Genomic DNA, 12,982 nt, shown 5'->3' with positions numbered 1-12,982 from the left:
CAGGACCCCTCGCAACACAACCTACCCACCACCCCCGACAAGATCAGGCGACCAAGGCCCACAAGAGCAGGCGGCGAGTGCCCACAAGATCAGGCGAGCGACTGCCACCACCCGTCGACCTCCCCGGGGGAGTCGACGTCGACCCGCTCCCCGGGCCGGGGCACCGCCAGCTTCATCCCCCGTGCCTTGACCTCCCGCCACACCCGGTCGATCGGCTCCCCCCAGGGGTGCAGCGCCAGGTTGAACGTCGCCCAGTGCACGGGGATCAGCAAGCCACCGCCCAGGTCGTCGAACGCCCGGACGCCGTCCTCGGGCGTCATGTGGATGTCGGGCCAAGCGTCCCCGTAAGCCCCGACCTGCATCAGCACGGCGTCGAACGGCCCGTGTGCCGCCCCGATCGTCTTGTACCCGGCGAAGTACCCGGTGTCCCCGCTGTAGAACACGGACCGGTCCCCGCGCCGGATCACCCACGAGGCCCACAGCGTCACGTCGCGCTGCACCGAACGGCCCGAGAAGTGTTGTGCCGCAGTGCAGGTGAGCGTGAACCCGTCCACGGTGTGCGACTCGTCCCAGTCCAGCTCGACCACGCGGGAAGCCGGCACGTCCCACCGGGCGAGGTGCGCCCCCAGCCCCAGCGGCACCACGAACACCGCGGACGTGGTCGACGTGAGCTTCTGCACCGTGTCCATGTCGAGGTGGTCGTAGTGGTCGTGCGAAACGACGACCGCGCTGATGGCGGGCAGGTCCGACAACTGGTGCGGAACAGGGTGCAGCCGGCGGGGCCCGACGTGAGCGGAGGGCGACACCCGGTCGCTCCACACGGGATCGACCAGCACCGCGGCGCCGTCGATCTCGATCAGCGCGGAAGCGTGGCCGTACCAGGTGATGTGCAGGCCGTCGGTCACCGGCGCGGCGGGTCCGACCAGTGGCACGGCGACGGAGGGCTTGCGGTCCGCGCCGCCGAAGATGAAGTCGCGCAACGAGAAGGCGTCGCGGTCCGGGACCGAGCTGACCTTCTCGTCGTTGTGGAACTTGCCGTCGCGGTAGCGCGGTGAGCGCGACATGCGGACCGGGTCCGGCTTGCCGCCGAGCTGTCGCGGCACGTCCTTCAGCGCGTACGCCACCCCTGCCAGGCCGAGCAGGCCGGCCAACGCCTTCTTCATGATGCGATTCCCTCTCCCTGACCCCGTGCTCGGTGCAACGCACGGCATCGTCGTGGAGTTCCAGGCCTCCCGCAGCACGAAGGGCCCGGTCTCGGGCAGAGACCGGGCCCTTCGACGAGCAGGGTTCACCCCAGGATGATCAGGAGGTCGCCGCCCTCGACCTGCTGGGCTCCGCGCAACGCCAGGCGCTGCACGACACCCGCCTTCGGGGCGGTGATCGCCGCCTCCATCTTCATGGCCTCGATCGTCGCGACGGTCTGACCGGCGTCCACGCGGTCGCCCTCGGCCACGGCGGCCGTCACCACGCCGGCGAACGGGGCCGCGACGTGGTTCGGGTTGCCGCGGTCGGCCTTCTCGGCGGCCGGGATGTCCGCCGCCACGGAGCGGTCGCGGACCTGGATCGGGCGCAGCTGGCCGTTCAGGGTCGCCATGACCGTGCGGATGCCCCGCGCGTCCGCCTCGGAGATCGCCTCCAGGCCGATCAGCAGCCGGACGCCCGGCTCCAGGTCGACGGAGTACTCCTCGCCGGGGCGCAGGCCGTAGAAGAAGTCCTTCGAGCGCAGCACCGACGTGTCGCCGTAGGCCTCGCGGTGCGCGGTGAACTCCCTGGTCGGCGCCGGGAACAGCAGCCTGTTCAGGGTCGCCCTGCGGTCGTCGGCCAGGCCCGCCTCGTCCTCGGGCGAGAGCTCCTCGACCGGCTTCGGGGCGGGACGGCCCTCGAGCGCCTTGCTGCGGAACGGCTCCGGCCAGCCGCCGGGCGGGTCGCCCAGCTCGCCGTGCAGGAAGCCGATCACCGACGCCGGGATGTCGAACCTGCCGGGGTTCTCCTCGAACTCCTTCGGCTCGACGCCGGCACCGACGAGGTGCAGCGCGAGGTCGCCGACGACCTTCGACGACGGCGTCACCTTCACGAGGTGGCCGAGCATGCGGTCGGCGGCCGCGTACATCGACTCGATCTCCTCGAACTTCTCGCCGAGGCCGAGGGCGACGGCCTGGGTGCGCAGGTTCGAGAGCTGACCACCGGGGATCTCGTGGTGGTAGACGCGGCCGGTCGGGCCGGGGATGCCGGACTCGAACGGCGCGTAGATCTTGCGCACGGCCTCCCAGTAGGGCTCCAGGTCGCAGACGTTCTGGAGGTTCAGGCCCGTCGAGCGGTCGGTGTGGTCGGTCAGCGCCACGATCGACGACAGCGGCGGCTGCGACGTCGTGCCCGCCATCGACGCGGTCGCGCCGTCGATCGCGTCCACGCCCGCCTGGATCGCCGCGAGGTACGTCGCGAGCTGGCCGCCCGCCGTGTCGTGCGTGTGGAGGTGGACCGGGAGGTCGAACTCCTTGCGCAGTGCGGTGATCAGGCGCGACGCCGCCGGTGCCCGCAGCAGGCCCGCCATGTCCTTGACGCACAGCACGTGCGCGCCGGCACCGACGATCTGCTCGGCCAGCTTGAGGTAGTAGTCCAGTGTGTACAGACGCTCGTCCGGGTCGGACAGGTCGCTCGTGTAGCAGAGCGCGACCTCGGCGACGGCCGTCCCGGTCTCGCGCACGGCCTCGATCGCCGGGCGCATCTGCTCGACGTCGTTCAGGGCGTCGAAGATCCGGAAGATGTCGATGCCGGTGTTCGTCGCCTCCTGCACGAACGCCTTGGTCACGGCCTCCGGGTACGGCGTGTAGCCGACCGTGTTGCGGCCGCGCAGCAGCATCTGCAGGTTGATGTTCGGCACGGCCTCGCGCAGCGCCGCGAGCCGCTCCCACGGGTCCTCCGCGAGGAACCGCAGCGCCACGTCGTAGGTCGCGCCGCCCCAGCACTCCAGCGACAGCAGCTCGGGCGTCAGGCGCGACACGTGCGGCGCGACGGCGAGCAGGTCCTTGGTGCGCACGCGGGTCGCGAGCAGCGACTGGTGGGCGTCGCGGAACGTCGTGTCGGTGACGCCGACGGCCTTGCTCTCCCGCATCCACCGCGCGAAGCCCTCGGGGCCGAGCTCCACGAGCTTCTGCTTGGAACCCGCCGGCGGTTCGGCGCCGAGGTCGGCGACCGGCAGCTTCTCGCGGGGGTCGACCGCCGTCGGGCGGGTGCCGTTCGGGTGGTTGACCGTGACGTCCGCGAGGTAGGTCAGCAGGCGCGTGCCGCGGTCGGCCGAGTGGCGCGCCGTCAGCAGGTGCGGGCGCTTCTCGATGAACGACGTGGTGACGCGGCCCTCGTAGAAGTCGGGCTCGTCCAGCACGGCCTGGATGAACGGGATGTTCGTGGACACACCGCGGATGCGGAACTCGGCGATCGCACGGCGCGCACGGGCGACGGCGAGACCGAAGTTGCGGCCGCGGCACGTGAGCTTCACGAGCATCGAGTCGAAGTGCGGGCTGATGGCCATGCCCGCGCCGGCCGTGCCGCCGTCGAGGCGGATGCCGGAGCCACCGGGCGAGCGGTAGGCGCTGATCGTGCCGGTGTCCGGGCGGAAGCCGTTGGCCGGGTCCTCGGTGGTGATGCGGCACTGCAGCGCCGCGCCGCGCAGCTGGACGGTGTCCTGGGACAGGCCCAGGTCCTCCAGCGTCTCGCCGGACGCGATGCGCATCTGCGACTGCACCAGGTCGACGTCGGTCACCTCTTCCGTGACCGTGTGCTCGACCTGGATGCGCGGGTTCATCTCGATGAAGACGTAGTTGCCGTCGGGGTCGAGCAGGAACTCCACGGTGCCCGCGTTGCGGTAGCCGATGTGCCTCGCGAACTTCACGGCGTCGTTGCAGATGCGGTCGCGCAGCTCGGGGGCGAGGTTCGGCGCGGGCGCGATCTCGATGACCTTCTGGTGGCGCCGCTGCACGGAGCAGTCGCGCTCGAAGAGGTGGATCACGTTGCCCTGGCCGTCGGCGAGGATCTGCACCTCGATGTGGCGCGGCTCGACCACGGCCTGCTCGAGGAACACCGTCGGGTCGCCGAACGCCGACTCGGCCTCGCGCGACGCCGCCTCCAGCGCCTCGCGCAGCGCGGCCGGGTCGTCGACCTTGCGCATGCCGCGGCCACCGCCACCGGCGACGGCCTTCACGAAGACCGGGAAGCGCATGGACTCCGACGCCGCGAGCAGCTCGTCGATGTTCGACGACGGCGCGCTCGATTCCAGCACCGGCAGTCCGGCCTCGCGGGCGGCGGCGATGGCGCGCGCCTTGTTGCCCGTCAGCTCCAGCACCTCGGCCACGGGGCCGATGAAGGTGAGACCTGCCTCACGGCACGCCATCGCGAGCTCGGGGTTCTCCGACAGGAAGCCGTAGCCCGGGTAGATCGCGTCGGCGCCGGCCTTGCGGGCGGCCTTGATGATCTCTTCCACGGACAGGTAGGCGCGGACGGGATGCCCCGGCTCACCGATCTCGTAGGACTCGTCCGCCTTCAACCGGTGCAGCGAGTTGCGGTCCTCGTGGGGGAAGACGGCAACCGTTCCCGCGCCCAGTTCGTAGGCGGCTCGGAACGCGCGAATCGCGATCTCGCCGCGGTTGGCGACAAGAACCTTGCGGAACATCCGTGCCCTCCCGGTGTTGCTCGGCGGTCATCAGTCGAGGCACGTTACCGTGCGACTCTTGCCTGTTGGGAGGACTGTCCCACGTGATGGGTGTCATCCTGATCGGTCTTGCTCCCGTGGATTCTCGCGTGGTGAGAGCGATGTGGACACCCGCCACCCGGTCAGACTCCACCCGGTAGTGGGATTAACCAGATCGAGTGACGATCTTGGGAACCATCTCGGTAGGGTGAGCCATATGGCCGGGGCTGATGGAGCCGGGCAGCCTACTGCCCGCACACCGCATTTCGATGTTGTCCTTCGTGGTTACAACCAGCGACAGGTGAACGAACGGGTCACCCGCTTGGAGTTCGACCTCAAGAACTCGATCCGCTCCCGAGACGCTGCCGCAGCGCAGGTGGCGGAGCTCACCAAACTCCTGAACTCGATGCGCTCGGACCTGGACAAGACCAAGATCCAGCTCCAGAACCTCGCCAACAGCCCCGTCAGCGCGTCGAACGTCACCGAGCGCGTCCGCGTGATGATGAGCCTGGCCGAGGAAGAGATCGCGGACATCCGCAAGGACGCCCTCGACAAGGCCGCCGCGACGCGCGGTGAGGCCGAGAAGTGGGCGGCGGAGCAGCGAGAGGCCCACCAGCGCCTGCTCGCCGAGACCGAGGCGCGCCGCAAGCAGCTCGAGGTCAACTACCAGCAGCGCCACGCCGAGCTCGAGCAGCAGGTCGCCGGCCGCCGCTCCGAGCTGGAGGCCGAGTTCGAGGCGATGCGCGCGAAGCTCGCCACCGAGCACGAGACCCTGGTTTCCGAGGTGCGCGCGAACGGCGAGCGCGTCGCCGCCGAGTTCGAGCAGAAGTCGGCCGACCTGGACGCCCGCCGCGTCGAGCTGGACGCCAAGTACAAGGCGTACCACGACGAGCTGGACAAGGAGTACGACGGCCTCAAGGCGAAGCTGACCGCCGAGCACCAGAAGGTGCTGGCCGACGCGCGCGCCGAGGCCGAGCGGATCACCACCGAGGCCGAGGCCGAGCGGACCGCGACGCTGCAGTCGCTCGCCGACGAGCTCGCGGCCAAGCGGGCGGAGGCCGAGAAGGCCCTGTCCGAGCTCGAGGCCGAGTCGCTCGCCCGCGCCGAGAAGACCACCGCCGACGCCACCGCGCAGGCGACCGCCCTGGTCACCGCGGCCGAGGAGAAGGCGACGACGACCCTGCGCGAGGCGGAGGACGCGGCCACGGCCACCGTCGAGGAGGCCGCGCGCAAGGCCGAGACCACGGTCCGCGAGGCCGACGAGAAGGCCGCCGCCCTCGTCCGCGACGCCGAGGCCAAGACGTCTGCTCTCGTGCGCGACGCCGAGGAGCGGTCCGCCGCTGCCGTCGCCGAGGCGGACCAGCGCGCCGCGGCAGCCGCCGAGAAGGAGTCGTCGCTGAGGGCGGCGCACGACAACCTCGCCACGCAGTTCCACGCCGTGCAGGCCGCGGTGGAGACGGCGATGTCGGTGCTCAAGCCGCTGGAGGACGGTTCGGCCGACGCCGACGAGGCGGAGTCCGCTCCGGCCTCGGACAAGGCCGTGGACAAGAGCGGGGACTCGAGCAAGGCCGGGGACTCGGGCAAGGCAGTGACTCCGGGTGCGCCGGAGGAGCCGGGCAAGGCCGTGGCCGCGAGCGAGCAGAAGACCGAGCAACTGCCGAAGCCGCGCCGCAAGGACTGACGACCGACCTGGGAACGGTGGCACGCTGATCACAGCGGCCGCCGTTCTTCGCGTGGTCAGCCGCCGACGGGGACGGGACGGGACGGCCGGAGTGGTGGCGCAGGTCGCGGCGGCCAGGGACCCAGCGCGGCCCAGATCACGGCAGACAGGCACCCAGCACGGCCCAGATCACGGCGCGCGCTGCCCGGGCACCAGCGCTCCCGCGACCGGCACGACCAGCGCGGCCTCCTCCCGGCCGCTAGGCCTTCTCCAGGAAGCCCGCGCTCTCCTCCGTCAGCAGCGTCGCCACCATGCCCGCCAGCCCGGGGTGCTTCTCCAGGTCCGGATCGGCGTCCACGACCTGCTGGGCCGCCGTGCGGGCGTCGGCGATGACGTCCTCGTCGCGCAGCAGCGACAGCATCTTCAGGCCCGAGCGGCGTCCCGACTGGGCGGCGCCGAGGATGTCGCCCTCCCGGCGCAGCTCCAGGTCCAGCTGGGCCAGTTCGAAGCCGTCCAGGGTGGACTCGACGGCGCGCAGGCGTTCCATGGTGGCCGTCATCTCGGGCATCTCCGTCACCAGGAGGCAGAGGCCCGGCGCGCTGCCGCGGCCCACGCGGCCGCGGAGCTGGTGGAGCTGCGAGACGCCGAAGCGGTCGGCGTCCATGATGGCCATGACGGTGGCGTTCGGGACGTTCACGCCCACCTCGATGACGGTGGTGGCCACGAGTACGTGCACCTCGTTGGCCGCGAAGGCGCGCATCACGGCGTCCTTCTCGTCCGGGGGCATGCGGCCGTGCAGGATCTCGATGCGCAGGCCGCGCAACGGGCCCTGGGCGAGCATCGTCGCCACGTCGACCACGGACAGGGCCGGGCGCTTGTCCTCGTCGTCGGACTTCGCCGGCTCCTCGTCGCCGATGCGCGGGCACACGAAGTACGCCTGGTGGCCCGCCGCCACCTCCTCGCGCACGCGGGCGAAGGCCCGGTCGAGCCACGCGGGCTTCTCGCGGACCGGCACCACCGAGGTCTTGATCGGCGAGCGGCCGCCGGGCAGCTCGCGCAGGGCGGAGACCTCGAGGTCGCCGTAGACGGTCATGGCCACCGTGCGCGGGATCGGTGTCGCCGTCATCACGAGCACGTGCGGGTTCTCCCGCTCGCCGCGTGCCGACAGGGCCGCCCGCTGCTCCACGCCGAAGCGGTGCTGTTCGTCGACGACGACCAGACCCAGGGAGTGGAACTCCACCTTCTCCTGGATGATCGCGTGCGTGCCGACGACGATGCCCGCCTCGCCGGTCACGATGTCGAGCAACGCCTGGCGCCGCTGGGCCGTGTTCATCGAACCCGTCAGCAGCGTCACGCGCGTCGCGTTCTCCGCGCCGCCGAGCTGACCGGCCTGGGCCAGGTCGCCGAGCATCTCCGACAACGAGCGGGCGTGTTGTGCCGCGAGGACTTCCGTGGGCGCGAGCATCGCCGCCTGACGGCCCGCGTCGACGGCCTGCAACATCGCCCGCAACGCGACCATCGTGTTGTGGGTGACCACGAAGTGATCGGTGACGTAGAGCTGGTCCGGATGCGCCACGGAGATGCACTGCACCGGCTTGCGCCCGACGAGCTCAACAGCTCGAATCGCTCGCACCGGCTTCGCGTACTTCGTCCGCTCCTTCACGAGTTCCGCCTTCCTGCCGAGGCGGAACGGCGGGAACTCGTTCGGCAGCCGGAGGCTGACCAGGTGGTAGGTCTTGCCCTCCTTCTCGACCGGCCGCACTCGGCCAGTACCGCCGAGAGATTCGGCCAGCCAGGCGACCTGGTCGGCGAGCCGCGGAGAAGCGGACAGGAACGTGACGTTGGATCCGCGCTTCTTGTCGATGGTGCCGTCGGTGTCGAGGAGACCCTGCAGGAGCGCGTGGCGAACTTTGACCGGAGCGACCAGATAGCGCTCCGGGAGGAACTTCTCGTGGGCACGATGTCCGTAGAGGCCCAGGTCGCGGAGGGCTTGGAGCACGGGATTCGTACCTCTACGGCACCCCAGGACGAACCAGTCGTACTTGTTCGCCGATGGCGTCTTGGCGAGGTGAGCCCCGTGCGGGAGAGCCGCCGTCAACTTCACGAGCAGTTCCGGGTCCGCGCTGGTGAACATCACCCGACCGTTCAGCAGAGAGCCGTCTCCGACCAGCAACCCCAGCAGGTACGGATCCAGCGGACGCTCCTCCAGGCACTCCAGCTCAGGTGCCTCCACCACGGGCAGGTGCCACTTGGACGCGCCGTTCGCGGTCACGAGGTCGCCGCGGATCTCCCGCAACGTCAGCACCTTCAGGGGGTTTCCCCGATCCCTGCGCACGGTCGTGTTCACCGCCCACAGGTGCTCCAGATCGGACTCCACACTGCGCCCGTCGGACAGCACGACCCGGTAGACATCCCGTTCTCCTTGGGGAAAGACCCCTGTCACCACGGTGACCTCGCCGGTCGGCGCGATCACCTCGTCGCCGACCCGAACGTCCCCCATCCGCTTGAAGCCGGTCGGCGTCAGCACCAGCGAGTCGAGCGGTTGTGCCTTGCCCGAGCCCACCTCGCCCTGCAGCAGGCGGTTCATCGGCACCACGGACTCGAGGTCGGCGGAGATCTGCTCCCCCACCTCCACCTGCCCGGCCGTGAGCGTGAACGGCAGCCGCGCGTCGAACGCGTCCAGGATGCCGCCGGACCGGCGCGCGCACGACGGGGCGGGGCGGGCGGTGGAGGCCTTGCGGCGCTGGGCCAGGGCCAGCTGCACGGCCAGCGCCTCGTCCCACTTCAGGCGTTGCTGCGCCACGGCGATCTGCGCCCAGCTGTCGGGGCGGTGGATCGCCCGCAGCGCTTCCTCCAGGCCGATCAGGCCCTGCTCGGCGCGGAAGTCGGCGGGCAGCGGGTCCTCGCCCGGTCCGTCCCAGATCTCCAGCAGCTGCTTGACGCAGTTCGCGATGTTCCACGTGTTGATGTGCTGCGACGCCGGGTAGACCGGCAGGAACGCCTGCAGGAACGACGACCCGTCCTGCTCCGCGGTGAGGACCTCGAACGCCGGGTGCACGAGCTGCAGGTTCTGGCGGTAGCGGCCCACCTTGCCCGCGAACAGCGCGCGCGTGCCCGGCAGCAGCTGCTGCTCGGCCACGAACGCCGGCTTGCCGAAGAACACCAGGTGCAGCTCGGAGGTGCCGTCGGTGATCACGGCCTCGGTCATCTGGCCGCGGCGCGCCTTCATCTGGCGCTTCTGGCACTTGCGCACCTCGGCCTGCACCGTCACGTGCTCGTCGATCTCCAGCGAGCGGATGTCCGTCAGCTTCCCGCGCTCGTCGTAGCGGCGCGGGTAGTGGCGCAGCAGGTCACCGACCGTCGTGAGGCCGAGGCCGGTCTCCAGTGCGTCGGCGGTCTTCTTGCCGAGCAACGGCTGCAGCTTGTCGTCGAAGGAGATCATCGCGTCCCATTCAACTACTCGACACCGACAAAAATGAGCGCGTCGGGCTGGCCGCCCGGATACGCCGTCACCTCGACCTCCGGATGGGTGACCCGCAGGTGGTCCTCCAGCACGTCGACGAGGCCGTCGGGGGCCTCGGCCCCCAGGAGCAGCGTCACCAGCTCACCCCCGCCCGCCAGCATGCGGTCGACCAGCCGGCAGGCCAGGTCCGCCACCGAGGCCGGTGCCGCGGGACCGGGCTCGATCAGCACGACCTCGCCGTCCAGCATGCCCAGCAGGTCGCCGGGCTGGCAGCGGCCGACCCAAGTCAGGGCCTCGTCGGCGGCGACCGAGAGCTCACCGCGGCGGGTGGCGGCAGCGGCCTCGGCCATCGCGACGACGTCGTCACCGGCACGGCGAGAAGAGTCGTGGACCGCCAACGCCGCGAGGGCCTGCACGGGCGAGAGCGTCGGCACCACCACCACGTCCTGCCCCGCGGCTTGTGCGTACGCCACGGCTTCGTCCAGCTCCTCACGGATGTCCGGGTCACCGGGCAGCACTGCGACGTGACGCGCGCGCGTCGACACTATTGCCGACAACAGGTCCGTGGGCGTCGCCGAAGTCGTGGAGAGGTCGAACACCGTGGCGCCCTCAGCGCGGAACAGGTCCACCGCACCGCTCACGACGACCACGATCGCCCGGTCGCGGACGAACCGGGAGGCCTGCGCCGCGATCTGGTCCGCGAACCGCGCCACCGTGATGCGGTGCGGGCGCCCGGCGCGCACACCCGCCTCGATGGCGGCGCCGATGTCGTTGCAGTGCACGTGGACGGTCCACAGCGAAGCGCCGTCCCCCACGACCGACACGCAGTCGCCCAGCTCGTTCAAGGTGGCGCGCAGCTCGGCCACTCGCTCCTGCGAGGTCTCGTCGACCAGGTACATGACCTCGTACTCGAACTCCGCCGACCCGGCCTCGCGCGCGGTCGTCAACGACTCGGGCGTGCGGGGCAGCAGGGGTGCGTCCACCGGCGTTTCCACGCTCCGGCCGGTGACCACCGCGGCCAGTGTGTCCAACAACACAACGAGGCCCCGGCCGCCCGCGTCGACCACCCCCGCCTTGGCCAGCACGGCGAGCTGACGGGGCGTATCGGCCAGTGCGACGGCACTCGCGCGCGACGCCGCCATCACCACGTCGTCGAGCTCGTCGGAGGAGCAGTCACGGGCGGCCTCGGAGGCGGCGTGCAGCACGGACAGCACCGTGCCGGGGACGGGCTTCGAGACGGCGGCGGTGGCCAGCTCGTCGGCCCTGTGCAGGCCCTTGCGCAGGGCGGACCCCGTGACCAGGGAGACCTCCTGCACGGTCTCCGCGAGGCCCCTGAGCACCTGCGACAGGATCACGCCCGAGTTCCCGCGCGCCCCGGCCAGCGCGCCGCGGGCGAGGGCGGACAGCGCGTCCCCCACCGTCGACATGGGTGAGCGCAGCAGCGCGTCGAGTGCCGACTGCATCGTGTGCAGCAGGTTCGTGCCCGTGTCACCGTCCGGGACGGGGAAGACGTTGATCTGGTCGATCGCCTCCCGGTGGGCGTCCAACGACCGCACGCAGGCGTCTGCCCATTTGCGCACCGCGACCGCATCCATGACCTGCATGGCGGCGAGAGTATCCACCCGGTTTGGTCGCAGGTGAGGCCACCGGCTACCCTCATCGAGTTGCCGTGCCCGGTTGAGGCTTGTGCACGCTTGCGCGCCCACCGGGACGCATGACTTACCGCTTGAGGAACCTGAAGGAGTGGCTGACGTGGCTGCCGTGTGCGACGTCTGTGGCAAGGGGCCGGGCTTCGGCCATTCGGTTTCGCACTCCCAGCGGAAGACGAACCGCCGCTGGAACCCGAACATCCAGTCTGTGCGCGCGAAGGTCTCGGCCTCGCAGCGCCAGCGGATCAACGTGTGCACGTCCTGCCTGAAGGCCGGCAAGGTCGTGCGCGGCTGATCACCGCCACAGATCACCAGTTCGGAGAGAGCCCGGCTTCGGCCGGGCTCTTTTCGCGTTCCAGGGCCCGGCGCACGAACACCAGGCAGGCGACGCCGCTGAGCAACGCCCCGGTGCCGCCGAGCGCGAACACCGTCCGGGGCTCCACGACCAGCAGCAACCCGCCCGCGGCAGCCGTGCCGAGCAGGTTCGCCCCGATCACCACCGACCCGACGGCGGCGAACGCCCGCCCGCGCACCTCCTCGGGCGTGCGCATCCGCACGACGGCGTTCAGGGCCACGTTGTGGACACCGTTCGACACGCCGCCGACCACCCAGCCCGTTCCCGCCGCGACGACGAACGGGAAGGCCGCGGGGATCAGCACGCCGATGCCCGTGGTGACGGCGGCGACGGCGATCGCGTGCACCACCCCGGAGATCGTCTCCAGCCGTGCGGCGAGCCTGTTGCCGACCAGGATCCCGGTCATCCAGCACGCCTGCATCGCGCCGAGCACGAACTCGTCGCCGTGCAGCACGTACCGGACGAACGCGGGATCGGCCACGTTGACGACCACGACCGCGCCGACGCAGAAGGCCAGTCCGACGACCGACGCGAACAGCACGGGGTCCCGCCGCACGTGCCGGATGCCCGTGAGCGCGCTGGGTCGAGCCTCGTGCGTGCCGGAAGGCCGGCGTTCCGTGCGCACGAACGCCAGCAGCGCCGCGTAGGCGACGAACGTGCCGCCGTCGACGAGCAACGCGGCGGGGTGGCCGAAGAACCCGGCGAGCAGCGCACCACCGGTGACCCCGGCCATGCTGCCGAGGCTGCGTCCGGTGCCGAGCCACGCGTAGCCGCGCGTCGCTTCTTCCTCGCCGGCGATGTGCGGCACGAGAGCGGAGACGCAGGGCTGCGCGACCGCACGGCCGCAGCCGGAGAGGAGCACCAGCGCCACGACGAAGACGGGGCGCCCCATCAGCGGCGCGATGGCCGCGATCGCGACGCCCTGGCACAGCAGGGCGACGATCAGCAGGCGGCGGTTGGGAAGCCGGTCGACGAGGGCACCGGCGAGGGGTGCGCCGAGCACGAGCGGCAGCAGCTCGGCGATCAGGATCGCGGCGACGAGCACCGAGCTGATCGGCGTCGCCCAGAAGAGCAGGACGAGCAACGACAACGCGTTGCCGAACTCGCTGACGGCCGCACCGGCGGCCGTCAGCGTCAGATCGGGGTTTCTCCGCACTCCCGTGACGTTAAC

General features: G+C 71.0%; 6 protein-coding genes and 2 pseudogenes. 2 read left to right on the top strand and 6 right to left on the bottom strand.

Features of this window, described 5'->3' with window-relative positions:
- Window positions 1–89 precede the first annotated feature (89 nt).
- Window positions 90–1,163: an MBL fold metallo-hydrolase gene (locus L6E10_RS38815; protein ID WP_236225160.1), complete on the bottom strand. Its 1,074-nt coding sequence runs from the start codon at window positions 1,161–1,163 to the stop codon at window positions 90–92.
- Window positions 1,164–1,288: 125 nt separating this feature from the next.
- A complete protein-coding gene (locus L6E10_RS38810) occupies window positions 1,289–4,666 on the bottom strand; it encodes a pyruvate carboxylase (protein ID WP_236225159.1) in 3,378 nt (1,125 codons plus the stop codon).
- Between the two features lie 319 nt (window positions 4,667–4,985).
- Between L6E10_RS38810 and L6E10_RS38805 the strand changes: the two genes are divergently transcribed.
- Window positions 4,986–6,365, top strand: a complete 1,380-nt coding sequence (locus L6E10_RS38805) for a hypothetical protein (protein ID WP_236225158.1) — start codon at window positions 4,986–4,988, stop codon at window positions 6,363–6,365.
- 238 nt (window positions 6,366–6,603) lie between these two features.
- Here L6E10_RS38805 and L6E10_RS38800 read toward each other — a convergent pair.
- The 3 genes and pseudogenes from L6E10_RS38800 to L6E10_RS38790 form a co-directional block, all read right to left on the bottom strand.
- Window positions 6,604–8,268 (bottom strand): annotated as a pseudogene (locus tag L6E10_RS38800) (helicase-related protein); the annotation flags it as partial.
- A gap of 1,020 nt (window positions 8,269–9,288) precedes the next feature.
- Window positions 9,289–9,786: pseudogene (locus L6E10_RS38795) on the bottom strand (OB-fold nucleic acid binding domain-containing protein); the annotation flags it as partial.
- Window positions 9,787–9,800: 14 nt separating this feature from the next.
- Complete coding sequence (locus tag L6E10_RS38790) at window positions 9,801–11,411, bottom strand: DAK2 domain-containing protein (RefSeq protein WP_236225157.1); 1,611 nt, start codon at window positions 11,409–11,411, stop codon at window positions 9,801–9,803.
- Between the two features lie 148 nt (window positions 11,412–11,559).
- On the opposite strand from L6E10_RS38790, the gene rpmB reads away from it, so the two are divergent.
- A complete protein-coding gene (rpmB, locus tag L6E10_RS38785; RefSeq protein ID WP_030467945.1) occupies window positions 11,560–11,751 on the top strand; it encodes a 50S ribosomal protein L28 in 192 nt (63 codons plus the stop codon).
- 13 nt (window positions 11,752–11,764) lie between these two features.
- Here the strand turns inward: rpmB and L6E10_RS38780 are convergent, their stop codons facing one another.
- Window positions 11,765–12,967, bottom strand: coding sequence for an MFS transporter (locus tag L6E10_RS38780; protein ID WP_236225156.1), 1,203 nt, complete (start codon window positions 12,965–12,967; stop codon window positions 11,765–11,767).
- Between the last annotated feature and the right edge of the window lie 15 nt (window positions 12,968–12,982).

Origin of the sequence: Lentzea sp. CC55, assembly GCF_021056325.1 — a bacterium.
In the GTDB taxonomy this organism is placed as follows: domain Bacteria; phylum Actinomycetota; class Actinomycetes; order Mycobacteriales; family Pseudonocardiaceae; genus Lentzea; species Lentzea jiangxiensis.
The sequence above is the reverse complement of the archived record's forward strand: the minus strand, read 5'-3'. Positions and strand labels throughout refer to the sequence as shown.

Excerpts from the sequence above, each read along its gene's own strand:
- L6E10_RS38815 (WP_236225160.1), bottom strand. The coding sequence starts at position 1,163 with ATGAAGAAGGCGTTGGCCGGCCTGCTCGGCCTGGCAGGGGTGGCGTAC.
- L6E10_RS38810 (WP_236225159.1), bottom strand. The coding sequence starts at position 4,666 with ATGTTCCGCAAGGTTCTTGTCGCCAACCGCGGCGAGATCGCGATTCGC.
- L6E10_RS38790 (WP_236225157.1), bottom strand. The coding sequence starts at position 11,411 with ATGCAGGTCATGGATGCGGTCGCGGTGCGCAAATGGGCAGACGCCTGC.